Annotated in this window: 26 protein-coding genes; 12 read left to right on the plus strand and 14 right to left on the minus strand. The window is 40.3% G+C overall.

The features are described from left to right. Position 1: 1 nt before the first annotated feature. The 6 genes from DVR12_RS24365 to DVR12_RS24390 all read right to left on the minus strand — a co-directional run bounded on the left by DVR12_RS24365 (position 2) and on the right by DVR12_RS24390 (position 7964). The gene (locus tag DVR12_RS24365; RefSeq protein ID WP_116978419.1) at positions 2-3121 is read right to left on the minus strand and encodes an efflux RND transporter permease subunit; all 3120 of its coding nucleotides are present in this window, start codon (positions 3119-3121) and stop codon (positions 2-4) included. 10 nt (positions 3122-3131) lie between these two features. Beyond that, on the minus strand, positions 3132-4274 hold the full coding sequence (locus DVR12_RS24370; RefSeq protein WP_116978420.1) for an efflux RND transporter periplasmic adaptor subunit: 1143 nt from the start codon (positions 4272-4274) through the stop codon (positions 3132-3134). Positions 4275-4580: 306 nt separating this feature from the next. Then, a complete protein-coding gene (locus DVR12_RS24375; RefSeq protein ID WP_116978421.1) occupies positions 4581-5003 on the minus strand; it encodes a VOC family protein in 423 nt (140 codons plus the stop codon). Between the two features lie 94 nt (positions 5004-5097). Further along, entirely contained in the window at positions 5098-6207 is a 1110-nt protein-coding gene (locus DVR12_RS24380) for an ABC transporter permease (RefSeq protein WP_116978422.1), read from the minus strand. A gap of 12 nt (positions 6208-6219) precedes the next feature. Further along, positions 6220-6987, minus strand: a complete 768-nt coding sequence (locus DVR12_RS24385; protein ID WP_116978423.1) for a DUF1295 domain-containing protein — start codon at positions 6985-6987, stop codon at positions 6220-6222. Then, positions 6984-7964, minus strand: coding sequence for an NAD-dependent epimerase/dehydratase family protein (locus DVR12_RS24390; RefSeq protein WP_116978424.1), 981 nt, complete (start codon positions 7962-7964; stop codon positions 6984-6986). Before DVR12_RS24390 ends, DVR12_RS24385 begins: the two co-directional genes overlap by 4 nt. A 102-nt stretch (positions 7965-8066) precedes the next feature. Here DVR12_RS24390 and DVR12_RS24395 point away from each other — a divergent pair, with 102 nt between their 5' ends. After that, complete coding sequence (locus DVR12_RS24395) at positions 8067-8891, plus strand: helix-turn-helix domain-containing protein (RefSeq protein WP_116978425.1); 825 nt, start codon at positions 8067-8069, stop codon at positions 8889-8891. A gap of 579 nt (positions 8892-9470) precedes the next feature. After that, positions 9471-9821 carry a DUF2200 domain-containing protein gene (locus DVR12_RS24400; RefSeq protein WP_116978426.1) on the plus strand — a complete coding sequence of 117 codons (351 nt, stop codon included), beginning with the start codon at positions 9471-9473 and terminating at the stop codon, positions 9819-9821. Between the two features lie 61 nt (positions 9822-9882). On the opposite strand, the gene DVR12_RS24405 is transcribed toward DVR12_RS24400, so the two are convergent. Next, entirely contained in the window at positions 9883-10509 is a 627-nt protein-coding gene (locus tag DVR12_RS24405; protein ID WP_116978427.1) for an NAD(P)H-dependent oxidoreductase, read from the minus strand. 98 nt (positions 10510-10607) lie between these two features. Here DVR12_RS24405 and DVR12_RS24410 point away from each other — a divergent pair, with 98 nt between their 5' ends. Further along, positions 10608-11510, plus strand: coding sequence for a LysR family transcriptional regulator (locus DVR12_RS24410; RefSeq protein ID WP_116978428.1), 903 nt, complete (start codon positions 10608-10610; stop codon positions 11508-11510). Between the two features lie 25 nt (positions 11511-11535). On the opposite strand, the gene DVR12_RS24415 is transcribed toward DVR12_RS24410, so the two are convergent. Next, entirely contained in the window at positions 11536-12093 is a 558-nt protein-coding gene (locus tag DVR12_RS24415) for a dihydrofolate reductase family protein (protein WP_116978429.1), read from the minus strand. Positions 12094-12156: 63 nt separating this feature from the next. After that, entirely contained in the window at positions 12157-12891 is a 735-nt protein-coding gene (locus DVR12_RS24420; RefSeq protein WP_116978430.1) for a helix-turn-helix transcriptional regulator, read from the minus strand. A gap of 96 nt (positions 12892-12987) precedes the next feature. On the opposite strand from DVR12_RS24420, the gene DVR12_RS24425 reads away from it, so the two are divergent. Beyond that, the gene (locus tag DVR12_RS24425) at positions 12988-13881 is read left to right on the plus strand and encodes an SMP-30/gluconolactonase/LRE family protein (RefSeq protein ID WP_116978431.1); all 894 of its coding nucleotides are present in this window, start codon (positions 12988-12990) and stop codon (positions 13879-13881) included. A 59-nt stretch (positions 13882-13940) separates the two neighbouring features. Here DVR12_RS24425 and DVR12_RS24430 read toward each other — a convergent pair whose 3' ends face one another. Further along, positions 13941-14471, minus strand: a complete 531-nt coding sequence (locus DVR12_RS24430) for a GNAT family N-acetyltransferase (RefSeq protein WP_116978432.1) — start codon at positions 14469-14471, stop codon at positions 13941-13943. Between the two features lie 36 nt (positions 14472-14507). Between DVR12_RS24430 and DVR12_RS24435 the strand changes: the two genes are divergently transcribed. Next, positions 14508-15155 carry a YiiX family permuted papain-like enzyme gene (locus tag DVR12_RS24435; protein ID WP_199417196.1) on the plus strand — a complete coding sequence of 216 codons (648 nt, stop codon included), beginning with the start codon at positions 14508-14510 and terminating at the stop codon, positions 15153-15155. A 2-nt stretch (positions 15156-15157) separates the two neighbouring features. Here the strand turns inward: DVR12_RS24435 and DVR12_RS24440 are convergent, their stop codons facing one another. Continuing rightward, a complete protein-coding gene (locus tag DVR12_RS24440) occupies positions 15158-15484 on the minus strand; it encodes an ArsR/SmtB family transcription factor (protein WP_116978434.1) in 327 nt (108 codons plus the stop codon). 90 nt (positions 15485-15574) lie between these two features. Between DVR12_RS24440 and DVR12_RS24445 the strand changes: the two genes are divergently transcribed. From DVR12_RS24445 to DVR12_RS24475, 7 genes are all read left to right on the plus strand, one after another. After that, positions 15575-16339, plus strand: coding sequence for a GDSL-type esterase/lipase family protein (locus DVR12_RS24445; protein WP_199417197.1), 765 nt, complete (start codon positions 15575-15577; stop codon positions 16337-16339). Positions 16340-16356: 17 nt separating this feature from the next. Then, positions 16357-16659, plus strand: coding sequence for a hypothetical protein (locus DVR12_RS24450; RefSeq protein ID WP_116978435.1), 303 nt, complete (start codon positions 16357-16359; stop codon positions 16657-16659). A 214-nt stretch (positions 16660-16873) separates the two neighbouring features. Further along, entirely contained in the window at positions 16874-20134 is a 3261-nt protein-coding gene (locus DVR12_RS24455; protein ID WP_116978453.1) for a SusC/RagA family TonB-linked outer membrane protein, read from the plus strand. Between the two features lie 13 nt (positions 20135-20147). Further along, positions 20148-21608, plus strand: coding sequence for a RagB/SusD family nutrient uptake outer membrane protein (locus DVR12_RS24460; protein WP_116978436.1), 1461 nt, complete (start codon positions 20148-20150; stop codon positions 21606-21608). Positions 21609-21618: 10 nt separating this feature from the next. Next, a complete protein-coding gene (locus DVR12_RS24465) occupies positions 21619-23502 on the plus strand; it encodes a CocE/NonD family hydrolase (protein WP_116978437.1) in 1884 nt (627 codons plus the stop codon). Positions 23503-23550: 48 nt separating this feature from the next. Then, entirely contained in the window at positions 23551-23784 is a 234-nt protein-coding gene (locus DVR12_RS24470; RefSeq protein WP_116978438.1) for a hypothetical protein, read from the plus strand. Between the two features lie 47 nt (positions 23785-23831). Beyond that, complete coding sequence (locus tag DVR12_RS24475; protein ID WP_116978439.1) at positions 23832-24449, plus strand: hypothetical protein; 618 nt, start codon at positions 23832-23834, stop codon at positions 24447-24449. Here DVR12_RS24475 and DVR12_RS24480 read toward each other — a convergent pair. The 3 genes from DVR12_RS24480 to DVR12_RS24490 form a co-directional block, all read right to left on the minus strand. Then, complete coding sequence (locus DVR12_RS24480) at positions 24423-24923, minus strand: MarR family winged helix-turn-helix transcriptional regulator (RefSeq protein WP_116978440.1); 501 nt, start codon at positions 24921-24923, stop codon at positions 24423-24425. The two genes, DVR12_RS24475 and DVR12_RS24480, sit on opposite strands and share 27 nt — an antisense overlap. 2 nt (positions 24924-24925) lie before the next feature. Beyond that, a complete protein-coding gene (locus tag DVR12_RS24485; RefSeq protein WP_116978441.1) occupies positions 24926-25423 on the minus strand; it encodes a GNAT family N-acetyltransferase in 498 nt (165 codons plus the stop codon). 94 nt (positions 25424-25517) lie between these two features. Then, on the minus strand, positions 25518-26042 hold the full coding sequence (locus tag DVR12_RS24490) for a 5' nucleotidase, NT5C type (protein WP_116978442.1): 525 nt from the start codon (positions 26040-26042) through the stop codon (positions 25518-25520). Positions 26043-26852: the final 810 nt, after the last annotated feature.

The raw sequence follows: 26852 nt of genomic DNA on the forward strand, positions 1-26852 counted from the left end.
ATCATTTGTTCTTTACAGACTTGGGTCGCTTGATTTTTTCCTGTAAAATCTGAAAGAGAATAAAGAGGGTAGGTGTAATAAATAATCCAAACACAGTGCCTATAAGCATACCACCTACTGCTCCTGTGCCTATAGATCTGTTGCCATTTGCACCTGCACCTGTTGCAATCATTAATGGAACCAGCCCCAGAATAAAGGCGAATGAGGTCATCAGTATGGGTCTGAGCCTTGCCTGTGCACCATTAATCGCTGCTTCTGTAATACTCATTCCTCCTTGCCGCCGCTCTGCCGCATATTCTACAATAAGAATTGCATTTTTGGCTAGTAAACCAATCAGCATTATTAGAGTGATTTGTACATAGATGTTGTTGCTGATCCCAAAAATTCTGGCAAACAGAAAGGCTCCGAAAATTCCCACCGGTATAGTAAGCAAAATGGCAAATGGCAGGATATAGCTTTCGTATTGGGCCGCCAGCAATAAATAAACGAAGATCAGGCATAGCAGAAATATATAGAGCGTTTGCTGGTTACCTGCCAATTCCTGCCTGGTGATCCCTGAAAATTCATAACCAAATCCTGGTGGCAAGGTTTCGGCGGCCGCTTTCTCAATCGCTGCAATTGCCTGGCCGGAGCTATAAGCCGGATCAGGGGTGCCATTTACATTGATAGAGGTAAACAGATTAAATCTGGTAATTGACTGTGGGCCATAAGTCTGACTCAGCGATACAAATTCAGTGATCGGTACCATTTCTCCCGTAGCCGTACGTACGAATACTGCATTCATACTTTCCGGGGTAAGCCTGTATTCCGGTGACGCCTGTACCATTACCCGGTATTGCTGCCCGAATTCGTTGAAGTTGGATGCATATATTCCTCCATAATATCCTTGCATGGCATTCGTAATATCTGTTACTTTCAAGCCTGCATCTTTGACTTTAGGAACATTTACATCCATCTGGTATTGAGCAAAGTTGGGATTGAAAGATGTAGTAGCAAACTGTACTTCCGGTTGTTCATTTAATGCACTCAGAAAATCTTTACCTACTTTATAGAACCTGGCTATTTCTCCACCGGTTTTATCCTGTAGCTGGAATGCAAAACCATTTGATGCTCCGAACCCCTGTATTGTACCAGGAGCAAAGAATTTAATCTCTGCCTCCGTAAAATTTGCCGTCTTTTTATTTAACTCCTTTATGATTTCCTGAATAGTTCTTTTCCGCTGGTTCCAGGGAATTAGTCGCATTACCACCATGCCGTAATTACTGCCGGCTCCCGATAGTTGTCCTCGCCCCGTAACTGCCAGCACATTATTAATTTCGGGTATCGACTTCACCAGTTGCTCAATTTTACGTGTCACAGCGTCTGTACGTTGTAAGGATGCATCTGGTGGTAAACTGATATTGCAGTTGATAGTTCCCAGATCTTCTTCCGGTACAAACCCGGTAGGAGTGGTTTTGGCAAGGATAATCAGTCCTGCTGTAAATAGTAGCAGAATAAGAATTGGAATCCATTTTTGTTTTGAGAAAAATGATAGCGTTCCTATATATCTTTTCGTCACCGCCTCAAACCCTACGTTAAAGGCCTGATAAAAACGCTGCAGGAAGTTCTTTTTTTTATGTTCCTCGCTATGGGGTTTTATAAATAGTGCGCAAAGCGCCGGACTCAGTGTTAATGCATTTATAGCCGAAAGAACTATGGCAGTAGCGAGGGTAAGACCAAACTGTTTATAAAATACACCTGAAGACCCGGTAATGAAACTTACTGGTATAAAAACGGCCGACATAACAAGCGTAATAGAAACAATGGCACTGGAAATATCATCCAGGGCATCTATGCTGGCATGTTTGGCCGATTCATAGCCCTGATCCAGTCTTGCATGCACGGCTTCTACTATCACAATTGCATCATCTACCACTATACCTATTGCCAGAATTAATGCAAATAAGGTTAGCAGATTGATTGTAAAGCCAAATAGGTTCAGAAAGAAAAAGGTTCCCAGTATTGCTACAGGTACCGAGATGGCAGGAATGAGGGTTGACCTGAAATCCTGTAAGAATATAAATACGACAAAAAATACAAGTATGAAGGCTTCAAACAGGGTATGCAGTACTTTATCGATGGAGGCAGTCAAAAAGTCGTCTACGTTTTGTAGCACTACATATTTAACGCCGGTTGGGAATGATTTAGATGCATCCTGCATCACTTTTAGGGTCTGATCTATCACGTCGCGGGCATTTGAGCCTGCCACCTGGGCTACACTGATAGAAACAGCAGGATAACCGTTGGTACGGGTACTATTGAAATAGCTTAATGCTCCCAATTCAATTCTCGCTACATCTTTCAATCGTAATAACCGGCTACGCAGATTAGAACGTAAAACAATGTTTCCAAACTGAGTGGTATCTGTAAGGGTACCAGGATATTTGATTACATATTGAAATGCCTGCCCGCCTCTTTCTCCGAACTGCCCCGGAGCCGCCTGAATATTTTGTTCTGCCAATGCTGCCGTTATATCTGCCGGTATCAGTCCATAAGATGCCATAGCCTGACTATTAAGCCATATACGCATGGCATAATCCATATTTCCGGATGCCGAAGCATCACCAACTCCTGGAATACGTTTGATTACTGGCGTAATGTTAATGTCGGCATAGTTCTGTAGAAATGTTTGGTCAAATGTTGGGTTTACACTGTAAATTGAAAAGATCAGCAGGTTGCTTGTTTGCTTTTTCTGAACGGTAACGCCAGAACGCACCACATCCTGGGGCAGGAGGGAGGTAGCCCTCGACACTGCATTCTGCACATTCACAGCCGCCATATTGGGATCACTTCCTATTTTAAAACTCACGGTGATATTTGCCGATCCGTCATTCCCGGCGGTAGAGGTAATATAGTCCATGTTTTCAACGCCGTTGATCTGTTGCTCGAGGGGTACTATTACGCTTTTGAGTACTACGTCTGCATTGGCGCCGCTGTAGGAGGTTTGTACCTGTATAGTAGGAGGAGCAATATCAGGATATTGGCTAATTGGTAGGGTAAACAAGCCTATCACGCCTAATGTGACGATAATAATTGAAACTACTGTTGATAATACCGGCCGTTCTATAAATCTCTTTAACATGAGGGTCTGTTTACAGGCTTTTAAACACACTATCGGCATTTACAAGACGGGGAGCTATCGTCTGATCTTCTCTCAGGCTCCCTATACCATCTACGACTATTTTGTCGCCGGGCTTTAATCCCTGTTGAACAACAAACGATTGTCCGGCTGCATTAACATTGGAACCTATATCCACTGACCTGACCTTATCGTCGGCATCCACCACGTATACGAATAGTTTGCCCTGGATCTGGTAGGTCGACTTCTGAGGTACCAGCAACGCAGTATCGATTGTTTGAGGGATGCGTACTACTGCACTGCTGCCACTTCTTACCAGTCCGTTGGGATTGTCGAAGGTGGCCCGCATATTTATAGCACCTGTTTGTGGGTTGATTAATCCGCTGGCGGTTTCTACTCTGCCCGGTTTGGGGAGAATAACACCGTTGGCTAATACCAGATTTACGGGTGGGAGGGTCTTCAGCTTTTCCTGCATGGTTGCCCCTTTGGAGGTCAGAAAGAAATCGAGCCCCTGCCTTTCATTTATTGAGAAGTATGCATAGATTTTTGATATATCCGATACCGTAGTTAATGGATTCGCAGTAGTACTGCCAACAAGGCTTCCTATTTTATATGGCAAAATACCAATTACTCCATCTGCCGGACTATAAATGGTGGTATAACTCAGATTGGTTTGGGCATTGTTATAGGCTGCCTGAGCCTGTGCCAGCGCGGCTTGTTTGGATTGTAACGTATATTGGGCTGCTTCCAGTTCGTAGGCACTTACAATGTCTTTTTCCACAAGAGGCTTGACTTTATTTACCTGCATAGTTGCTGCATTTACATCTGCAACGGCTATCTTAATATTAGCTTTGGCTGTATTTACATTCTGTTCATATTGAGGTGCATTAATCCTGAATAATAATTGCCCTTTTCTTACAGAAGCTCCTTCATCAACATAAATAGCTTCAATATATCCGTCGATTTTCGGACGGATCTCAATATTCTGTATTCCCTGGATAGTGGCTGGGTAATCAGCATTTATGACAGCTTTTTGCCGTTGTAAGGTGATAACAGGAAAGGGTTTGACCGTATTTGAATTAGTGGTTGTACTTTTCTTGGATTTACAGGCCCCCGCTAATCCCAATATTATCATAGCGGCAATAAATTTCCTCATATGTTGGTTCTTTTTACTGAACAGTGAGCGATGATACAAACAGTAACTACCTGTAAAGAGGATTGTTCAAATTATTACATAATATTTTTAAATACCGACAGGTTGGTTAAAGCTGGCTTCTCTATTTTCTGACCAGATATGGGGGAAAGAGTTTAATAATTAAACATTGGTTGTAACACTAATTAACATAAAACTAGAAATCACTGGCTTAAGCAGAACAAGTGATCTGCAGACTCCCAAAAAAAGATGGGCCGACCATTTTTTGGTCAGCCCCTGCAAGAATTTAATTCAATTTGAAAATACCGATTACTTAGGTAAATCAAAGTTTATCATCCATGAAATACCAAATTTGTCGATAAACGATCCATATAAAGCACCCCAGAATGTTTTTTCCAGAGACATAACGATTCGTCCACCTGCTGAAAGTTCGTTAAACAACCGATGGGCTTCTTCTTCGTTAAATGGCCTTATAACTATGCTAAAATTATTTCCGGCCTTAAACTCATGTTCCTGATCCGGGGAATCGCTACCCAAAAGTACCGTTCCATCTCCAATCGGAAGCGCTACATGCATCACCCTGTTGGCAGGGCCATCAATAACACAGGAATCTTCCGGGGCTTCATCGAAGTGTGATAATGCCGTAAATTCTGATTGAAATACGGTCTTATAAAAGTTAAATGCGGCTTCACAATTGCCGTCGAAATGTATGTAAGGACTAACAGCTGCCATATCTTTAATTGGATTGTTAACTTTTCCAAAGATATCTTCGTTCTGCTATTTTCATGGCGGGTAAACAGGACAACTGTTATGGCTGATCAGGCCATTATTCCCACTTAAATAATCTGATGGAAAAAAATGCTACGATTACCGACCAGATCACCAAACCTCCCAGTTGTATTGGGATTTGCCAGATATGCAATCCTTCAAAAGCAATCTTTCTCAACCCATCAACAAAAAATGTGAGAGGTAGAATTTCGCAAAAAGAACGTAACCAGGTTGGATAATCCTCAATCGGAAAAAACAGGCCACAAAGTAGAATCTGAGGTACCGTCAATGTATTTGCCACAGGGGCAATAGAGCTTTCATTCCTGATCATTCCGCTGATGATGAAACCTATCCCCATAAAAATTATCAAACCAAAAACAGATAACAGCAACATCTCCAAAAAGGTATAAATGCCATTTATCAATGTAAAATTAAAAGCATAATACCCTAATGCTGTTATAATAATGAAGCAAAGAATCTGAAACAATAATCTGCTGATCATCTCACCCAGTAAAAGAAATGAACCCTTTATCGGAGTTACGTAAATCCGTTTTAAAACAAGCGTATGCCGTAAATTAAATAGCAAAAAGGCAGATCCAAATACTCCTGCCATCAATAATGAAAAACCTAATTGTCCGGGTAAAATAAAATCTATTTTCCTGTAAACCCTTCCCGGAATTTCAATCACATTAATACTGGCTGGAGCAGGCAGATTAGGCATTGCTGCTTTATTCACCGCAACGGCTGCTTCCTGCAATGCTGCTTTAATAATTGGTAGCTTATCTGCTACAGCACTGCTTGCCAGCAGGTCGGTGCCAAATACAGGCATTCCATTTTGCAGCCCAGGTGCATGTAAATGTAAAATGCCGGCAATTCTTCCCTTTTCCAATGCTGTGAGCATTTCAGCAGAATCCTTGCCCTGAGTTATTTTGAAGAACGGTACCTTTTTAATGGCGGCATACATGGGATTGCTGGTATCGCTGTTGGGCGATAATACCAACGATACTTTTACAGCCGTATTATCTACCATCGCCCCAAACACTGTAACAAATATTAAGGGAAACAATAAGGCAAATACCACTGATGTTGGGCTTCTGATGGTGGCTATCAGACTGGCTTTAGCTAATACAAAAGCAGCGGTAAGCTGACTGTATTTCTTCTTCGGCATAAATAATAAATGTTACCAGATAAATGGAATTAGTACTTTTCTCTCAACAGGATAATCAGAAAATTGTTGCTGATACCAGCGCTGATTGGCAATTGCCCTGGGGATAAGGTTGGCACAGGTCCATACTGCAAAAGCAAAAGCTGGTAAACTCCAGGTTAGTATTGCATATCCTATCCACTCCAGTATTTCACCACTTAAATTGGGCGATGAAATATAATTGAATAATCCTTTGACCGGAATTTTGTATCCGGTTTCATGCTTACCCCGCAACCGGATCAACTGATAATCTGATTTCCAGTTGATCAATAACCCACCCAAGAAAAATATACTACCAATGATAAAAGCAGGAGAGTAGCACCAGTTTTCGGGATAATCGGCAAATTTCCCAAACCAGATTCCTAGCAGCGAACCATTTACTGTATTGAATAGCATGGCCGAAAGCAAAATGATTACGGGCATTTTTTTTCCATTGGTGCGTATCATAAACGGATATATGAAACTTCGGTGTATATAATGCAGCATAAAAAATGCAATCATGATTCCCGATACCGATTTCCATTGAAAGGTGCTGAAAGGAATCCAATATAGAAATGCAAACAATACGGTTGCTTCCATGAATAACCATCCATAGCGATTACTCATCATAGGTCCCCAGTTTTTATTGCTATATCTGCCATAAGGGGCTTCTTTCCTCAGAAGATAAATGCCGGTGAGGATACCAATAACTATCCAGCACCAGATAAATGTTTGATATTGTTGCAAAGAAATAGCTGAAATCATGATATTACGCCTGTTTGTTTAAACCACTCCAACGTTTCTCTAATTGTAGTCTCAAATGGTCTGGGATTAAAGTCTAATGCCGTAGTAGCCATAGCATGACTGATTTTTTTATTACTATAAATAAGATTGTATACAGATTGTTTTGTATAGTAAGGAGGCCCACCCGTCAGAGCAGCCCAGGCTTTCACCAAAGGAAGCATTGAAAATACCAGCCATAGCGGAACAACCGGAAGGCTTATACGCTTACCCCTGATAGTACCTATGCAACCAGCCAATTCCTGTAGTGTTCTCCAATATCCGCTAAGGATATACACTCTACCGGGAGTACCTTTGGTAATAGCATTCCTTATTGCAATAGCCACATCCCTGACATCAACAAAATCTACACCACCGGGGAAGAGCGCAGGAATTTTACCTTTGTAAATATTGATTATAGCTTTTCCTATCAAAGAGGGCCTGCTGTCGTAAGGCCCTACAATAGCCGTAGGAGATAGAACTAAGACCTGCATGTTTTCATCATTAAACGATAATGCAAGCGTTTCAGATACTAATTTAGAATAGTCGTAACCGGGGGTGGTACTGAGTACCGGACCTCTGGTTTCATCCAGAACCTCATCATAGGGGAACTGGTTGTAAGCTGTGATTGAACTGAGATGTATGCATCTTTTAATACCTGCATTCTTTGCTGCAAGGAACAGGTTTTGTGTGCCCAGGGTATTAATATCCTGTACATACGGGGAAGGCTGGTCACTCACACTAATAACAGCAGCCAGGTGTATCAGTATTGCTGCGCCTTTAGTAAGGGTATGCAGACTTTCTTTATCGCTAAGGTCTCCTTTTATCCAGATTATTCCATCCTTTGGTGCTAATGGCTGCGGTTTTCGGGTCAGTAGTCTTAGGGTATGGCCTTCAGCCAGTAACATAGGAACCAGCACTGAGCCTACAAATCCGGTAGCACCGGTTATTGCAATCTCCATTTAATTTGTAAATTGAGTATAAGATAAGGCTTTATCTGCCATTGATTGCCTTTTTATATATTTGTCTTGAAAAGTACTGAGTAATTATTAGCTGACACACCAATGAAGAGTAGAGTTTACAAGCCTCACCCGGCCCTACAAGACTTTGTTAACTGTTATAATATCTATGGAGTAGATTTTTCCGAATCCGGATTAACTAATCAATATCGTTTTGTACCTGCCTACCAACGTTATATAATTTTTTATCTTGAAGATCCAATTAAAGTATTCAAAAAAGAGAATGATGGTTTTATAATCAAACCCACTTGTGTGACCATCGGACCTCAGGAACAGGCTGTAACCCTTGATATGGGCAAAAAGCATCTTGCCTTATGTATAGCTTTTCAACCAAGTGGCTTACATCGACTTCTAAAGGTTCCCATGTCGGAGCTCTATGAGCAGGATTTTGATACCCGCCTTTTGTTGGGCAATGAAATTGATGAAATTACTGAAAGATTGAAAGGAGCGGATGATTGGGATCATATGATCAATATCGTTGAGTTTTACTTACTGAAACGTATCTCAGCGCTCAAGCCTCTGTTGCCGGTAGATAAAGCCATGGCCGAATTGGTAAGGAGCCAGGGTAGAGTATCTATGGAGGAATTGGCCTCCCTGGCCTGTCTGAGCTTAAGACAGTTCGAAAGAAAATGTAATGAGCGCTTAGGAATGTCGCCCAAGCAATATGCAACCCTAATCCGATTTTGTAAAGCCTATCAGATGAAAGAGTTGTTTCCCCAGAAAACATGGACTGAAATAGCCTACCATAGTGGGTATTACGACCAAATGCACTTTATCAAAGACTTCAAGAAATTTGCCGGAATTACCCCCTCATTTATACAGGAAGAAGAGCTGAAAGCTACTATCAGGTTACATAAATACATGGAGTAGTCCTAAAAGATGTCGGTTTTATACTATGATGATGTTGCTTGTCATGATAACTTTGCGGCATCGGATTCAGTACCCGACTTTTCACTATAAGGTAGCAAAATCAGTTCGTCAGCTTAACTGATTAAGAATGCAATTACATTTAAAAGAAATGATTGTCGCTCCCTTGACTGTATACAACAGTTGTAATGTAACCTATACCTGAAGATATGAACGCCATTCTAAAATCGGGTAAAGTAGTTCATTCAGCGTTAGTTACCCCAATATTTGAGTAAAATGAAAATCATTGAGTATATAAATTAAAACTGTTGCCAACGACTGATAGATGAAATTTGGGATGAAAACCATTTTCATCAACCAATATTCTAAATCTAACTAAATTCTATTCTATTTCTTGATCCTATTTAAAGAGACCGTTCATCTTAATGAATAGTAGTCCTGTTTTGCTGTTTCCTTGGGGAAGGAAATCATTACGGGGTCACAGTTACCGGCTGTCTTTACTTTGTAGAGACAGCCTTCCTATTTATACCTTATTTTTGTAAGTGATATTTAATTTGAAACCAGCTATAAGAACTTACTAAAATGGATAATACAAGAGTCTATAAAATGTCTTTTGCCAGCGTTTATCCGCACTATATTCAAAAGGCTGAGAGGAAAAATCGTACAAAGGAAGAAGTTGATGAAATAATATTTTGGCTTACCGGCTACGATAGCCAAAAGCTTCAGCAACAGATCGACAACAAAACAGATTTTGAAACCTTTTTTGCGGAGGCTCCGCAAATCAATCCTAATGTTTCCAAAATTACAGGCGTAATTTGCGGCTACCGGGTAGAAGAAATTGAGGATAAGCTAATGCAGAAAGTTCGCTATTTAGATAAGCTGATAGATGAACTGGCAAAGGGGAAAGCGATGAATAAGATTTTAAGGCAGTAAGTCTTTTGTATATATAAAAAGCCTCTGGAAAGTGATCTCTTTCCAGAGGCTTTTTAAGTTTTTAAAGTGCCTGTAATTCGTTTATCTGTTTTTCAGCCATCAGCATTTCCTGCAAATGTTTGATATATTCCTTGTTATAGTTTGCAATTCGCTCAGCTGTAGCATTCTTCTCGATATCATGAAAATGGAACCCCTGAATTTTGTCCATACCTGTAAATTCATTCATTTTATGGAAACCAAACATAATTCCGTCATCTACAGATCGCTGTTCAAAAAATTCACCTGGCAGCGTAAAAGCGGTGTCAGGCGCGTTCCAGGATGTGTTTACTGTATATTTTTTTCCCTGCATTAATCCTCCTCTTCCATAGTTGATAGCCGGGTTCTTCCGGGTTCTTCCGTCACTGGCATACATTCCGTTCTGGTGGCCTGCGGTAAATACTTCATCTATGTATTTTTTCAATCCAAACGGTACCTGGAACCACCAAATTGGAGTGTTGTACATAACAATATCCGCCCATTTAAAGTTTTCAACTTCAGCTACCGGATCATATCCATCGTTTATATTGGTAATACGGACTTCCTGTCCTTGTTCCAGCAAAAATTTGCTGCTCCAGTCGGTTATCAGGCTATTTAACTTACCTCCTGAATGCGCGAATACCTGTCCGCCGTTAATGATAAATATCTTCATTGGTATAATTTTTATGATTGATAATGCAAATTTCTATCACTTTTCTATCTCATTAAAATAATTTAAATTGCAGTCTTGTATCATAAAAATGATAGTTTATGGGATGGAATCTCGAATGGCTTCGTACTTTTAAAGCCATATATGAAACAGGAACACTATCTGCAGCAGCTCAGGAGCTTTATGTATCTCAACCCGGGGTTAGCCTGCATTTGAACTCCCTGGAAGCATTTATGGGGTATAAATTATTCGACCGTTCGGCAAGGAAAATGGTTCCCACCGAAAAAGGAAAGAATCTCTATAACTGCGTTCTCGACCCATTGAAGAAACTGGAAGAGGCCGAAGAGCACTTTCATAAACGCTCTCAGGCAGAACGGCCAACCATCAGCCTTGGTATGTGCTTCGAAACTTTTCAGTATACCCTGGAAGAACATATTGCTGAGCTACCATTCAACCTGATTATCAAATTTGGGGAATACCCCCAGATGCAGCAGGATTTGGATAATGGATTCCTTGATTTGATCATCACTCCACAAAGTGGTAATCAGCAAAACCTACTGTATGAACCTTTTTCCAAAGAGAAAATTGTGCTGATTGCTGGTAGCAAAACAGAAACTTCAGCACTCGAAGAATTATTGCAAACGGGAAAAACCAAGGAAGCAATTAGCTTATTGAAACAACAATTGTGGTATAGCACGGCTGCTGATATGGAGCATAGAAAAAACTTCTGGCAAAGGCATTTTGGTGAACATCCCGATTTCAGCCCTAATTATATAGTACCTAATATAAGCTCTATTATTCGCTGCCTGAGCGATGGCACCGGATTTTCAGTTGTACCGGATTTTCTCTGTGCTGAAGAAATAAAATCAGGAAAAATAAAATTGATTTGGGAAGGAAAAAATCCGCTCGAAAACACTCTTTACTTCGGAACCAGGAAAAAAACAATGTACCAGGAAGAGATCAACAAACTGGAATCATTATTTAAGAAAAAATGGTTGGATTAATTAAAACGAATATCACTAACCGTTGCTAACGGTTAGTGATTTGTTCGGGTTCATAGGTAAGTTCTACTACACCAGATCTGAAAATTCTGGTATTTAATAATCTCAGGTTAAGCCTCTGCTTTAAGTCTTCAAATAACGGTTTACCACTTCCCAGCACTACAGGGTGTACGGATAGCTTATAAACATCTATAAGCCCAGAATTGATAAATGTTTTTATAAGGTTTGCTCCCCCATAAAGCCAGATGTCTTTACCTTTTTGCTGCTTGATTTCAGATACTTTTTTTGCTATGTCAGTGGTTATATAAGTTGCTTTTTCATCCTGGCGTGATTGACTCGAGAATACAAACTTATTTTTAGCATGTATTCCCTGCCACATAATTCTTTCTGCAGGACTTGTATTTTCATCGGGTTCGAAATTTCCCCAGGCATCATAACTTACCCTGCCATAAAATATAGTATCTATACTTTCAATAAAAGTCTCGAAGTTCATATCATCATCCATAATGCACCAATCAACTTCTCCGTTTGCACCTTCAATAAAACCATCTAAACTAACTGCTAAATTTAAAACTACCTTTTTCATATAAATCTATTTTCTGCAAAAAAAAGAAATCATTTAAAGTTCGATTTGTAAAAATGCGACAAATTATAGTTGAGAAGGAGCAAACCCTGTATTCCTTTTTATTTCATTAGTAAGATGAGCATGATCTGAATAGCCACACTCAAAAGCAATATCTAACAACCTGCGATCATTGATCGGGTTTTTAATAATTGATAAAGCATTTTGAAAACGAATGATGTTTGAATATTCTTTGGGTGAAATCCCTAAATGAGTCTTGAAATTTCTTTCCAGTTGTCTTACTGTTGTAAAGTTTCTTTTAGCAATGCTGGAAATGGGAAGTTGACCTTTCGTATGCCGAATATCCTCAATTACTGATTGTAAGGGTCTGTTATAATTTTCAATTTTGTTTAGGAAAAAATTGTTGAGATAATTGACAGGATCATTAATGATTTTGTTGATGTTGAATGAGTATGAATTATCAAATTCTACTGTACAATTTATTAGTTCATGTTGTGAATGATATTTATAAAAATTTGAAAAAGCCCCTGGCTTTAGGCATACTCCCAACAAATGAGTATTTGCATTTATGAAACTTTCCTTAAAAGTAGTCGTTGTTCCAACAACATAGGTTTTGCCGAATGTTAATTCCACACCACCATTATCTGTTTTGCAGGATTCCCCCAAATTAATTACCAGGCCGGGGCATCCGTCCGGGAAGTTCCGTTCCCATTGGTTGTCGTCTGTTGTTCCTTTCAATTCCCAGAAGGAATGGATATACGGCACTAGTTCTGCGCAAGGTTTTATTTCGTTATATTTCATTTGCTGTCAATATGACTTTCAGGCCTTTTCCTTTTGTTTTTTGGAAAAAAAATAACACAATATTTATTACCATTGTGGAAATAGACCTTAATAGCTATGCAATTTAAACTTTATTCCACGTTACTGCTTAGTATTGCTTACTGCCAGCTAAGCGCTCAGTCGATGCCTCCAACTGTAGAACCTAATGCAGCTGTAGTATTGGTTTCAAGCCAATTCGCGTTTACGGAAGGTCCGGCTGCCGATAAAAAAGGAAACATCTATTTTACAGATCAGCCTAATAATGCGATCTGGAAGTACGATAGAAACGGAAAGCTTTCTAAATTCCTTGAACCTGCCGGCCGCTCCAATGGCCTCTATCTCGATCGTAAAGGTAATATTATAGCCTGTGCCGACGAAAAAGACGAGTTATGGCTCATCACTCCAAAAAAAGAAGTAAAGGTTTTAGTAAATAATTTTGGAAATCATAGATTAAATGGGCCTAACGATGTATGGATTGCTCCGAACGGAGGGATTTACTTTACCGATCCATATTATCAGCGCGATTATTGGGATAGGAAATCACCGGATATTAAAGAACAGCGGGTATATTACCTGGCCCCGGGAGCCACAGAACCTATTATAGCAGCTGAAGATATTAAGAAGCCTAATGGGGTAATTGGCTCCAGCGATGGAAAACGTGTATTTATTGCCGATATTGAAGCTGGAAAGGTATACAGTTATACCGTTGGTGCTGATGGTAAACTGATAAATCAGCAGCTTGTAACCAAATTTACTACTGATGGAATGACGCTTGACGAGGAAGGCAATTTATATATGTGTGGCAATGGTGTTAAGGTAGTGAATAAGGATGGGCAGGATATAGGACATATTCCTGTACCGGAAAGCTGGACAGCCAACGTTTGTTTTGGAGGGAAAGACAATAAATTACTCTTTATTACTGCCGGAAAAAGCATCTACACTGTAAAAATGAAAGTGCGGGGTGATAAATAATCGCAGTAGAAAGGATACAGGAAGATAGCTGAATGCCAGCCATCTTCCTGTATTGTCAGTTATTTTTTAGCTGGTAGTTCTAACCGCATCAGAATATCGGTCTGAATTGCATTACCGAGTTTAAAGTTGTGTTTATCGAATGGCTCAAAGCCATGATGCTTATAAAAAGAAATTGCATTCGCATTCTCCTCCCATACACCAAGCCAGATAAACGGAGCATTAACAGCCTTGGCACTATCAATAGCCTGCTCCAATAATTGTTTACCTATATTCTTGCCCTGAGAAGATTTCAAAACATAGATCCGTTCAATTTCTACTGCTTTACTATTAAAAAGCTCGCTTTGTGCTTTTCTATAATTGAGTTTAAGGAAGCCAACAGGCTCCAGTTTATTCATTGCCCAGTAAAATTCGGAATCGGGATTCGATAATTCTGAAGTAAGCTTGGGAATTGTGAAGTTTTGCTGCGTATAAAGTAACATATCTTCAGGTGTATTTGAGGCGGCAAAACTCTCTTCAAAAGTAAGTCGGGCTAATTTCTGCAAAAGCTCTACTTCTGCTGTTATAGCCGGCACGATAAGAATACTGTCCATTAGTCAATAGCAATTATATTTATGAAAATTTAGGGTATGAACTTGAAAATAAAGAGAACATTGACAATACTATTGCCAGTACTCGTCATAGGTGGAATGCTGCTTGCCAGAGAAACTTTTCAAAGCCACAAGGCTACCAAACTACCTGATATTCAAGAGGGTGATATTATTTTTCAGATATCAGAATCCGATCTGAGTACTGCCATTCAATTAGCTACACATTCCAAATATAGTCATTGCGGTATAATTTTTAAAAAGCAAGATGGCTGGTATGTATATGAAGCATTGCAACCTGTTAGATATACGCCTATCCGTCAATGGATTGCAAACGGAAAAAATCATCATTACATCATCAAACGTCTAAAAAATGCTACTACGGTATTGTCGGCTGCTATTGTCGATAAAATGAAAGCAATAGGAGAGCAGTACAATGGAAAAGATTATGATTTTTATTTTGGATGGTCCGATGACCGCATTTATTGCTCAGAACTGGTATGGAAAATATATCATGAGGCTACCGGACTCGAAATCGGGAAATTACAGACTTTAAGAAGCTTCGACTTATCTAGTCCACAGGTTAAACAACAAATGGAGCTAATCTACCATGGGAAAATTCCACTCGATGAGCCAATCATTTCTCCTGTAAGTATGTTTGAATCTACCCTGCTAACCGAAATAAAATGATTCTACAGGTCTTCCTTTCTTCTTTTAAGCGGAATTCGCCTGCTTATATATGGCTCCTGGAAGTCTGACCAGAAATGCTGATATTGACTTACCCATTTCCCCACTTCAGCCAATTCGCTGAGAACAACCGTACAATACCTTTCACGTCCTTCCTTTCGGATAGTGACAAGGCCACAGTCCAGCAGTATTCGTAAATGTTTAGAGATGGCCGGGCGCGTCATTTCGAAATTATGTGCCACGGCATTAACCGGCAGCGACGCATTAGCTAATAAACTGATAATCTGCCGTCTTGTAGGATCGGCAATGGCTTGAAATACATCTCGCCTCATGAGGTAACCGTTTGGTTACGAAAATAATGTAAAAAAATTTAGGACTAATCCACAACTCTGATTATTTTAATGATCCAAATTTCAACCACTATGCTTAAAAAGTTCCCTGGCCTGTTTTCCGCTCTGATACTTATGGCTTCCATGGCCATAGGACAAACGAAGCAAGTTAATATCGTATTTATCGGAAATAGTATCACCAGAGGCGCCGGGTTACAGCATCCTAAAGAAGAAGCTCCCCCGGTTAAGGCAGTTGAATGGTTGCGTTCTAAACTAAAAGCAACTATTGCTTTCAGTAATCAGGGAGTAAGTGGTTCTACAACGCTCGATTTCCTGCCTTCCGTTAATCGTTTATTCAATAACGTAGTAACAGCGGCTAATGAATTTAATGGTAATACCCAGGCTTTACTGGTGTTTTCCATGGTGCTGGGAACAAATGATTCTGCAATTGAAGGGCCTAATGGCTCGCCTGTTTCATCGGCCCAATATGAGAAAAATATAAAAGCAATTATAGATTCATTACTGGCGCTATATCCAAAATGTATCATAGTTTTACATCATCCAATCTGGTATAGCCCCAATACTCAAAATAGTTCCCGCTACCTGGGTGCAGGGTTGGCTCGTTTACAAACGTATTTTCCTATTCTTGATAAAATGCCCAAAACATATCCTGGTAAAGTTTATGTTGGCTATACTCAAGGGTTCAAATTTTTTAGTAAACATCCGGAATTATTCATCCAGGAACAGGGAGCTCAGGGAATCTTTCAACTTCATCCAAATGCAGACGGAGCCGCTAAACTCGGTACAGATTGGGGCAAAGCCATTCAGATAATCCTTAAAACTAAGGGTATTAATTAAAATACTACCTTCGTTTTATGGATATAGTATTTGACGATCACGAGCTTGCCGTAAAATATGATGAAGGCATAGATGATATTATTAACTGGGAAGATGTAATCCGTCTGACTGGTTATAAAGTCTATTCCTATCCTGGAGAGGTTACCTTTTTGGTTTTTACTACCAATAAGGGAGAGCGCCTTGAAGTATCTGATGAAATGAGCGGTTGGCTCCAACTGCTTGGTAATTTACCCAAAATTTTTGCGTGTTTACCCGGTTGGGAAGACAAGCTGACTGAAATGCAACCAGATGAAGACGACGTAACTGTCTGGGAAAAATAACCCTTCTAAATTTATCTACCTTTAAATAAATCATTGTTTATTAGTCTATTTGTTTGGTAGACTAATAACTTGTTGTTACTTTTACCTTCGAAATCTAAAATCGCCGCCATTTAACCACCATTAGATAGTAATCAGATTTTTTAACTGGCCCCGGGAATGTGTTAGCATGGATTGTTTGCTGGCAGCAGTTTATGCGGGCCTAAAAAATTACCCTATGAAATTTTTTTACATGCCTACTTTACTGAAGAGGTTTAGCTTGATGTTGATTGTGCTATATCTCCTCCCTTTTCACCTGCTGGCGCAGGAAAAACGTATCACCGTTACCGGTAGTGTCACCAACGAACGTAATGAGCCTATCCCTGGCGTATCCGTTGCCGCCAAAAGCAATGTAACTGGTGCTGTAATTGGCGCTCAAACCTCTGCCAATGGAGTTTATCAGCTCAACGGACTACAACCTGGGGTCACCTATCATCTGCTGTTCACTGCCGTTGGTTATGAAGCTACTCAATCTGCTGCTATATCCCTGCCCGAAGGAACCTCTAAAACTCTTAACATCACACTTAAAGAAGCTACTTCTGTTTTAAATCAGGTAGTTGTAGTGGGTTATGGTGTGCAACGTCGTAAAGAAATTACAGGTGCCGTGGCATCTATTAAAGCTGCTGATCTGAAAGATCAGCCTGTTACCGGGCTGCAACAGGCTATGGCTGGTAAAGTGGCAGGAGTACAGGTGCTTCAGAATTCTGGCGCCCCGGGCGGTAGTATCAGTGTAAGAATCAGAGGATTAAACTCCATTTCTGCAGGAACCGATCCACTTTACGTCGTAGATGGGGTACCGTTATCCAACGACTTAAAAGGACTAACTGGTGCTACCGACATGGTAAATATTACCGGCCAGGCTTCCTTCCAGAAATCACCAGAGCCGCTTAGTACTCTCAATCCGGATGATATTGCAACTATAGATATTCTGAAAGACGCCTCCGCCGCTGCTATCTATGGTAGCCGTGCTTCTAATGGTGTTGTGTTGATTACTACTAAAAAAGGTAAAACTGCTGGGCCTCCAACCTTTGGCTATAGCATGTATGCAGGCTTCCAGCAAGCTGCTAAAAAAATAGCCCTGATGGATGCCTATCAGTGGTCGAAATATACCTATGACGCTAAAAATAATGCTTACCTCGATGCCAAGCCTAATGCCAGTATCAATGATGATAATGCAACCAGGGCCAGCTCCAGTTTTCAGCTTCCCCCGGAAATTCTTCCCTACCTGGCCGGACAAAAAGGCCTGACTAATACCGATTGGCAGGATGCGCTGTTTAGAAATGCTCCCGTGCAAAATCATACACTGTCTGCTTCCGGTGGAAACGATAAATTTCAGTACTATATCTCCGGTAATTACCTCGACCAACGCGGTATTATCATCAATTCTGGATATAAAAGATACGGCGCAAGAGTGAACCTCACAGCTCAACTGTCCGAAAAACTCAAGGTAGGCATCAACCTAAATCCAACTGTCGATCATTATGACCTCGTGAATTCTGAAGGGCCCTGGACATTTGATGGTGTACTGAGCAATGCCCTGAAAGCATCTCCGGTGTATCCTGTATATAATGACGATGGTTCTCTTGCAACTAACAGACAGAATATCTGGAATTATGGTTACTCCGGTGGTGAAAACCCTGTTGCACTAGCTACCCAGATTTCAGATAAATTAGATCATATCAGAAACCTTGGTAGTGCTTATGCCGAGTATGAGATCATTAAAGGTCTTAAGTTTAAAACTTTCTTTGGTACTGATATCAATCATTTCAGCAGAAATTTCTTCAGACCATCAGTTTTGGGAACCTATAAACCGGTACAGCAAGGGGCTCCAACTATTCCTAAAGGCGCCGCTCAAAATGCGCTGTCTGTAAACTGGCTATGGGAGAATACTTTGAACTATTCTTTCCAGACTCATAAACATAAGTTCGATGTATTGGCCGGATACACTTCTCAGAAAAATGTAACTAAAGCCAATGAAACTTACGGAACAGGTTTTCCTAACGATGCCGTACATACTTTAAATGCTGCTACTGTAACCAGTGGTACTTCCAGTGAATCTCAATGGTCTTTACTTTCTTACCTGGCAAGAGTAAACTATAACTACAATGATAAATATTTCGTTGCTGCCAGTATAAGAAGTGATGGCTCTTCAAGATTTGGAGCCAATAACAAATGGGGCTATTTTCCTGCTGCTTCAGCAGGCTGGTTGATAAGTAATGAATCATTTTTCAAAGTACCGGTAATCTCTGAACTAAAGGCCAGAATCAGTTATGGTGCTTCTGGTAACTTCCAGATCGCCAATTACGCCTCCTACGATTTACTGTCATCCAATGGCTATATTTTAGGTCCGGGTACTGGTGTAGTCGTAAATGGAGCAGGATTGTCTCAACCTGCCAATCCGGATCTGACCTGGGAAAAAACCTTACAGTTCAATGCCGGTATTGATCTCGGCTTATTTGATAACAGAATTTATCTGAATGCCGATTATTACCGGGCAACTACTTCCGATCTGTTATTAAATGTACCGGTTCCTTTTAGCTCCGGATTCGCAAATGCACTCAGAAATATAGGCAAGGTCAGAAACAGTGGGGTAGAGTTTGGATTAAGTACACGAAACCTTACCCATAGCCTGATATGGAATACCACCTTTAATATTTCATCCAATAAGAATGAAGTATTACAGTTAGGTGCTAATAATGCTCCGATTATCTCAGATGGTGGAAATGGAACTATTAGCCAGTTATATATTACCAAGGTAGGTTCGCCTATCGGAAGTTATTATGGATATGTAAATGGTGGTGTATTTAAAGATCAGGCCGAAATTGATGCCTATCCACACTATGCCAGCACTAAACCGGGCGACAGACGGTTCCTGGATATCACTCCAGATAAGAAAATCGATGCCAATGACAGAACTATTATAGGTAGCTACTTCCCTAAATTTATCTGGGGGTTGACCAATGATTTTAAGTATAAAGGCTTCGATTTATCTATCGCTCTGCAGGCATCGAATGGTAACCAGATCATGAACCTACAAAGGCGCTTCTTATATAACAGTGAAGGAAATGCCAATCAGATGATAGAAGAACTTGGTTATTGGAAATCGGCATCTGATCCGGGAGATGGTAATTCTATGCGCCCAAACAGAGTGACAACGGGTAATAGTACGCAGCCTAGTTCTTTCTTCGTTGAAGATGGATCGTATGTTCGTTTACGTAACATTACCATCGGATATACCTTCGACAAAAAATTATTCAGCAATAAAGTACAAGGACTCAGAGTATACCTCGCTGGCCAGAATGTTGCCACCTGGACCCATTACACAGGATATAACCCGGAAGTAAATGCAAGACCGGATAGTCCGCTGACTCAGGGTGAGGATTACGGTACCTATCCATTACCAAGAACATTTATTGCAGGAATAAATCTTTCATTCTAGAAATAAGCGCCTTATGAAACAATATATATTATTTGCAGTTGGGTTGATCACTTTGGCGTCTTGCAGTAAGAGCTTTATTGATCTTAAACCAGTATCAAATCAAACTACCTCAACTTTCTTTAAAACGGCTAACGACTTCCAGCAAGGCGTAAATGCTATATATGATGGCTTGCAAAGCTCACAAACCTATGGTAAATCGAGCTACTACCTAATGGAAGTAAGGAGTGATAATACCGATATCTCAGACCGTGGCGCCTTAGCGGGTGTAGCTTCGCAAATCGACTGGTTCTCTGAAGTAACCACTAATCCTTTCCTTAGCGATGTATTTGCTGGTGAGTATGTAATTATCGCAAGAGCAAATGCGGTGTTAGGACAGATAGATGCTGCAGCAATTCCTGATTCTTCAAAGAAACAGTTTAAAGGAGAGGCCCTCTTTTTACGATCACTGGCTTTTTTCGATTTAGTTAGACTATATGGAAAAGTTCCATTGGTTATAAAAACCGAATCCACATCTGAATCCCTTAAGGATAAGAGAAATGAGGTTACTGAAGTATATGCACAAATCGAATCTGATTTAAAAGCAGCAGCAGGATTGCTTCCTGCAGTATATCCCAATTCGGCCGATTATGGCCGGGCAACTGCCGGAAGTGCAAACGGACTATTAGGCAAGGTATATGTTACAGAAAAGAAATGGGCTGAAGCAACCGGTGTATTAAAAAACGTTACCGGTTATACGCTACTCACAGACTATGCAAGTCTGTTTACCGCTTCAAATGCAATCAATAGTGAAATATTATTTTCTGTAAGATTCAGAAAGGGGCTCACACCTTCTGAAGGAAATAGCTATTTCTCTGATATGATGCCTTTTTCTTTCTATGTAAATGGGGCGGCGTATGGTGGCTCCAATAACAACAGACCCACCCACGATATTGCTGCAGCGTATGAAAAAGGTGATCTGCGTTTCAACGCTTCATTAGATACCGTGTATGCTACGAGTGCTTCAACCACACAGAAAGGGAACTACGTAAAGAAGTTTTCCGATTTGCCTGGAGCAACAAATGATGGGGGTAACAGTTTCCCAATCCTTAGGTATGCCGATGTACTGCTATTGCAGGCAGAAGCTCTGAATGAGCAAGGATATAGTACGGCTAACGGCCCGGGTACTGCCTTTTATTATCTCAACCTGGTGCGCAAAAGAGCCGGATTAATTGATAAGACATCCACCGATTTACCAGATCAGGGAGCATTCAGAGACGCTATTTTTGCTGAACGCCGAATTGAACTGGCATTTGAGAATAACAGGTGGTTCGATTTAATCCGCTACAGTAAAGGAGTAGCAATAATGCAGGCGCATTTGTTGAAGGAATATAATATGACATCACCGGTATTATCGGCATCACGATTATTATTTCCAATCCCACAGCGGGAAATAGATATCCATAACGATCCGGTAAATTTTCCGCAGAATCCATAATTAGAGAAGCATGAGAAAAAGCTTATTGGTGCTGCTGGGAGCGTGTTTAACGCTCCCGGCCCGGGCACAGCATGTCGTTGATTCCGTATGGATAAAGGAGAATTATATAAAAACGGAACAACGTATAGCCATGAGAGATGGGGCGAAATTATTTACAAGCATTTATAGCCCAAAGGATACAACCCACCCTCATCCGGTTTTACTGACTCGTACTCCTTATTCCGCTGGCCCGTATGGGAAAGACTTTTCTCCAAATCTCTGGAATACATACTGGAAAGAGTATACGAAACTTGGTTATATTTTGGTTATTCAGGATGTCAGGGGTAAGTGGATGAGCGAGGGGAGCTTTGAGGATGTCAGGCCTTATTTACCTGCTAAATCAGGTACAACTATAGATGAAGCCAGCGATACCTATGATACAATAGATTGGCTGGTAAACCATGTAGCAGGTAACAACGGGAAGGTAGGGGTATTTGGGATTTCCTATCCGGGCTTTTATACTACCATGGCGGCCTTAAGTCAGCATCCTGCTTTAAAGGCTGTGAGTCCGCAGGCGCCTGTTACAGATTGGTGGATGGGCGACGACTTCCATCATAATGGTGCTTTTATGTTGATGGATTGTTTTAGTTTTTATACCAAGGGATTTGGTTATCCGCATCCTCATCCGATTTCCGTTGCACCTGTTCAGGCATTGAAACTGCCATCCTGTGATAATTACCAAACGTTTCTGAATATTGGTACTATCCCGAATTTTACTAAACTCACAGGCGATAGTCTGGCTTTCTGGAAAAAGATTATCGCACATCCCAATTACGATGATTTTTGGAAGGAGCGTAATCCCCGCAGACATATGGCAAATCTTAAACCAGCGGTGTTGGTGGTAGGTGGGTTATTTGATGCGGAAGATTGCTTTGGTGCCTGGAATTTATATAAAGCAATTGAAGAGAATAATGCTGTGGGTTTCTATAATAAGCTTGTAATTGGCCCTTGGTATCATGGGCAGTGGGCATCTAATGATGGAACTCACCTGGGCAATATTCAATTTGGTTCCAATACTGCAGAATGGTATCAGCAGCATATTGAAATTCCATTTTTCAATTATCATCTATTGGGAGATGGAAATGTTAATGATCTTCCTGAGGCAACTATATTTGTTACAGGACAGAATGAGTGGAGGAAGTTTGATAAATGGCCACCGGAGGTAGTTTCGCAGCCTTATTATCTACAAAAAAATGGCAAGCTGGGTAAAGAGAAATCTGTTGGAAGTAGTAGTTATGTCAGTGATCCTGCGCATCCGGTGCCTTATACAGAGGATGTACATTATTTCAGGACCAGGGATTATATGACGGATGATCAGCGGTTTGCATCCAGGCGGCCAGACGTACTTTCTTTTCAGACCGAGGTTTTAACAGAGGATGTGACGATTGCAGGAGCGGTTACAGCCGATTTGCGTGTAAGCATTACCGGTACTGACGCCGATTTTATAGTAAAGCTGATAGACGTTTTTCCTGATACTTTCAGGTATCCAAATACTCCGCCTCCAAATAAAACCAGAGATGCCGGAGGGCCTTATCCATTGGGCGGTTACCAGATGTTGGTGAGGGGAGAGGTATTCAGGGGAAGATACAGGCATAGTTTTGAAAAGCCTGAAGCGTTTATACCTGGCCGTAGTGAGGAGGTGACTTTTAAACTTCCTGATCTGGCACATACTTTTAAAAAAGGACATAAGATAATGGTGCAAATCCAGAGTAGCTGGTTCCCGTTGGTAGATCGGAATCCTCAACAGTTTATAGATATTTACCATGCGAAGGCTGAGGATTTTATTTCTCAAACTATTCATATTCATCACGATGTAAAAAAATCTTCTGTAATTATTTTGCCAATACTAAAGTGAAGAACTATTGTCATATTTTCGTATCTTCAAAAGAGCAAATCATATTTTATGGAACCAAATGGAGGGCTACGCCTCATACTCTTCTTGTTTGTATATGTAGCAGCGATTTTTGGATTTATATTGGTGATGAAAAGGAAATACAAAGACCGAACTTTTAAAATTACCTGGCAATCCAATGCAATAAAATTTGATTTAAGAGTGCTGGCTGGAGCTATTGCCATCATTAGCATTATAGTCATGAAAGCAGTATTGCTAATGTTAGACCTTCTGGTAAGTAATTGAATTTATTTTATTACTTCTCATTGTTTGTACTATTAAACCGGAGAATTATGGCTGAAGATATTGCTGCACCATTTATCCCCGCACAATATATCGGAGAATCTACAACTACTACCGAAAAGAGCGAGCTTATCCACGAAGCTGCAGCAACAGCTTTTTTTAAGAAGGCGATCGATAAGTTGCTTGCAGTGAATAATTGGGCAAAGCTGAGTGGTGGCGGCTTATCTGCAGATTTTCATTTAACGGATTTGGCTGGTCGCCCTGTTGATGGGGTTGCAGATACCGGTTTATTTATTAAGATAGATATTCCTGGTCCGGGTACTGCAGCCGGTAAAGGATTCGATTGGGTGAAAATTGAACAAAAAGAGCATGTAATATTAAATCAACACCAGGAAATTTTTTTTATGCGAGCCAGGCCAAGCGAGCATCCAATTCAGAAGAGCGCCGGGATTGCGCATTTCCTCAAGAAAGAAGCAAGCAGCTCTTTCGTGCTAACCAGAGATGGAGCCACAATTACTGCAACTGTGTACGGTAGAAATGAAGTTCCAAATATCGCAACTCCCAATCTTACAGATAAGATCAGAAATGCAGTTGTTGGATCCTCAGGAGCTATTGGAATTTCCAAAATTCAGTGGAAAGCATTAGTCACTGGACTTTTGGCCCATTAAAGATTTATTTTTTTCCGCTCTGTCATAAAAACTGGATATTTTCAACTGTTCTTCTACTTCTTCAATGGCCTTCATCAGGTTATTTTTAGTATCCAATATCTCAATTTGTGTTTTTCTGAGCAGATCCCATATTGGTTTTATAGCAGCAACCAACTCTTTACCTTTTTCCGTTAAAGAAATTAGTCGTTTCCTTTCGTCTGATTTGTCTTTTTTGGAGTGAATTATTTTTAATTTCTCCAGTTCTTTTAACAGACTGATGGTGGAAGGATGTGTATAGCCGATTTCGTTGGCTATTTCCACTACACTCAATTGGGATTTAATATCCAGTGTATAAACTACAGGAAACCATTTAGGCTCGAAATCATGGCCAAATGATTTATAGATCAGTTGGCCATCTTTTCTGAAAGTATCACTAAGTCGCTGTAGTCTCGTTGCAATAGCGAGAATACCGGATTCGTCAATAACATTACTCATAATTACATGGGTTGAAGATGCAAATGATAAAATACATTGTCAGCCTGCATCAATGGAAAATAAGAGGGTAGAGAAGCCTTAGGAACTTCATTAAACTGATTCTTTTCATAAAACCTTCTGGCAGCTGCCAGTTTATCCACCGTGCCTAAATAGATATCCTCAATGCCATGTTCACGGCTGTGATTGATCAGCCCCTCCAACAATTGCTGAGCTATACCAAATTCCTTTCCTCTATATTCTTTTTTAACAAACATCTTTCTGATTACTCCGGCATGGTGACCAATGTTTATTAAAGCAATTGTGCCCACTAATTCTTCTCCGTCAAAAGCCCCCCAGAATCCTCCACCACTGCCGTGATAAAAATTATCTATGTCCTTCAGATCAGGCTGATCTTCCAGGGTAACGGGTACATTGAATTCGATTTGTTGAATTGGCAAAATAAGGTCTATAGCTGCCTGAGAATGCATGTTGCCTATCATGCTGTAAAAAAGTTCTTTCATCCCTGTCTTGAATTTATGTATAAAACTACGTAGTTAACTACATAAAATCAAATTTTTTATTTTTATGATTGTTAATTGATAATTAAGTATTGATTTACAGTAGTTTAGCGGCAGCGTCTTCCCAGTTCATAATTCGTTCATAACCTGTAACATGCACGTTGTGGTGACCATGATATAAATATGGTTTGCCTTTGAAATTGCTAAAATTTCTCTCCAGGTCATCAATCATAATATCGGCCTGGACAATCGACTTATCGCCGCATAAACAATACTGTCTCCAGTTTAAAAATGGAAAATTGTCCTGTAACCAGTCGAACTTGTCTTTAAGGGAAGTTGGAAATTCCATGGCGGCAGAAACAATGTATACTTTATACTTCTTGTTAAGTTCTTTTAGTACCTCCTGGGCATTGGGGAAAATTTCAAGGTCGCGGAAGAAGCCTGGTGTATTTAAATACTCTTTTATTTTGCCTTTATTTTCCGGTGGTATAATGTCGGAAAGAGTTTTGCCATGTAATTCCTCTGTAGTAAATGTTTTACCAAAATCTCTGAAATACCATTCTCTTGCTTTCTTAATAGGATCGGCAATGGTTTCGTCCATATCAATTGCGATAGATAACATCTTTTTTTACTTGCTAAGTTGCGAAGATTTTTGGAAGAGACAAAGAGGAGAGAACAATAGGGATTGATTAAATAGTAAAAATTTATCTGAAATAAACCACAATTGGGTTATCACTTCGGATAGTTGACAAATTTCAATCTCTGTACGCTGGGAAAGGCAAACATAATTTGAATAAGTTAAGGGAAATTGTATTCGTAAAATATTGACTTCAATTTGAAGGATTAGCTTCTTTTACTGTAGGCAGGGGCGCGCCCAATGCTATTAAGTTAAGTGGAAGGATGTTGATTGAATATTGACTTCAATTTAAATGACTGGTTTCCTGTACCGTAGACTGGGCAGGGGTAAACCCTGCCCCTACAGGGTTTCATCGAAACTAAATTTTCATCTGGTAGATATATTTCATGTTAAATGTCGATCTACTAATTTCAATTCTGTAAAGGAACAATTCTACAATATAGAAACTGTAATTCGTTGAAACCCTGTAGGGGCAGGGCTTGCCCCTGCCCAGTCTACGGTACAGGAAATTCATCAATTACTTAAAGATAATTAAACCGGGGCCTATTTCCCTTAACTTAATAGCATTGGGCTTGCCCCCGCCCAGCCTACGGTAAGGGAAATTTACCAATCACATAAAGCCAATAAAATCGAGGTGCCTTCCTCTTAACTTTATAGTATTAAGGTAAGCCCCCCAGCAGGATTTCTTCTATCTAGTAGATTTATTACTTTACTGACTTTACTTTACTATGAAATCTTTTGATGAAATCCTGTAGGGGCGGGGCTTGCCCCAATGCTATTAAGTTAAGTGGAAGG

The sequence above is a fragment of the Chitinophaga silvatica genome (assembly GCF_003419895.1).
Classification (GTDB): Bacteria; Bacteroidota; Bacteroidia; order Chitinophagales; family Chitinophagaceae; genus Chitinophaga; species Chitinophaga silvatica.

Excerpts from the sequence above, each read along its gene's own strand:
- DVR12_RS24430 (WP_116978432.1), bottom strand. The coding sequence starts at position 14,471 with ATGGACAGTATTCTTATCGTGCCGGCTATAACAGCAGAAGTAGAGCTT.
- DVR12_RS24465 (WP_116978437.1), top strand. The coding sequence starts at position 21,619 with ATGAGAAAAAGCTTATTGGTGCTGCTGGGAGCGTGTTTAACGCTCCCG.
- DVR12_RS24400 (WP_116978426.1), top strand. The coding sequence starts at position 9,471 with ATGGATAATACAAGAGTCTATAAAATGTCTTTTGCCAGCGTTTATCCG.
- DVR12_RS24370 (WP_116978420.1), bottom strand. The coding sequence starts at position 4,274 with ATGAGGAAATTTATTGCCGCTATGATAATATTGGGATTAGCGGGGGCC.
- DVR12_RS24415 (WP_116978429.1), bottom strand. The coding sequence starts at position 12,093 with ATGAAAAAGGTAGTTTTAAATTTAGCAGTTAGTTTAGATGGTTTTATT.
- DVR12_RS24385 (WP_116978423.1), bottom strand. The coding sequence starts at position 6,987 with ATGATTTCAGCTATTTCTTTGCAACAATATCAAACATTTATCTGGTGC.
- DVR12_RS24405 (WP_116978427.1), bottom strand. The coding sequence starts at position 10,509 with ATGAAGATATTTATCATTAACGGCGGACAGGTATTCGCGCATTCAGGA.
- DVR12_RS24480 (WP_116978440.1), bottom strand. The coding sequence starts at position 24,923 with ATGAGTAATGTTATTGACGAATCCGGTATTCTCGCTATTGCAACGAGA.
- DVR12_RS24460 (WP_116978436.1), top strand. The coding sequence starts at position 20,148 with ATGAAACAATATATATTATTTGCAGTTGGGTTGATCACTTTGGCGTCT.
- DVR12_RS24435 (WP_199417196.1), top strand. The coding sequence starts at position 14,508 with ATGAACTTGAAAATAAAGAGAACATTGACAATACTATTGCCAGTACTC.
- DVR12_RS24450 (WP_116978435.1), top strand. The coding sequence starts at position 16,357 with ATGGATATAGTATTTGACGATCACGAGCTTGCCGTAAAATATGATGAA.
- DVR12_RS24485 (WP_116978441.1), bottom strand. The coding sequence starts at position 25,423 with ATGAAAGAACTTTTTTACAGCATGATAGGCAACATGCATTCTCAGGCA.
- DVR12_RS24365 (WP_116978419.1), bottom strand. The coding sequence starts at position 3,121 with ATGTTAAAGAGATTTATAGAACGGCCGGTATTATCAACAGTAGTTTCA.
- DVR12_RS24425 (WP_116978431.1), top strand. The coding sequence starts at position 12,988 with ATGCAATTTAAACTTTATTCCACGTTACTGCTTAGTATTGCTTACTGC.
- DVR12_RS24475 (WP_116978439.1), top strand. The coding sequence starts at position 23,832 with ATGGCTGAAGATATTGCTGCACCATTTATCCCCGCACAATATATCGGA.
- DVR12_RS24420 (WP_116978430.1), bottom strand. The coding sequence starts at position 12,891 with ATGAAATATAACGAAATAAAACCTTGCGCAGAACTAGTGCCGTATATC.
- DVR12_RS24445 (WP_199417197.1), top strand. The coding sequence starts at position 15,575 with ATGCTTAAAAAGTTCCCTGGCCTGTTTTCCGCTCTGATACTTATGGCT.
- DVR12_RS24490 (WP_116978442.1), bottom strand. The coding sequence starts at position 26,042 with ATGTTATCTATCGCAATTGATATGGACGAAACCATTGCCGATCCTATT.
- DVR12_RS24380 (WP_116978422.1), bottom strand. The coding sequence starts at position 6,207 with ATGCCGAAGAAGAAATACAGTCAGCTTACCGCTGCTTTTGTATTAGCT.
- DVR12_RS24410 (WP_116978428.1), top strand. The coding sequence starts at position 10,608 with ATGGGATGGAATCTCGAATGGCTTCGTACTTTTAAAGCCATATATGAA.
- DVR12_RS24440 (WP_116978434.1), bottom strand. The coding sequence starts at position 15,484 with ATGAGGCGAGATGTATTTCAAGCCATTGCCGATCCTACAAGACGGCAG.
- DVR12_RS24470 (WP_116978438.1), top strand. The coding sequence starts at position 23,551 with ATGGAACCAAATGGAGGGCTACGCCTCATACTCTTCTTGTTTGTATAT.
- DVR12_RS24455 (WP_116978453.1), top strand. The coding sequence starts at position 16,874 with ATGAAATTTTTTTACATGCCTACTTTACTGAAGAGGTTTAGCTTGATG.
- DVR12_RS24390 (WP_116978424.1), bottom strand. The coding sequence starts at position 7,964 with ATGGAGATTGCAATAACCGGTGCTACCGGATTTGTAGGCTCAGTGCTG.
- DVR12_RS24375 (WP_116978421.1), bottom strand. The coding sequence starts at position 5,003 with ATGGCAGCTGTTAGTCCTTACATACATTTCGACGGCAATTGTGAAGCC.
- DVR12_RS24395 (WP_116978425.1), top strand. The coding sequence starts at position 8,067 with ATGAAGAGTAGAGTTTACAAGCCTCACCCGGCCCTACAAGACTTTGTT.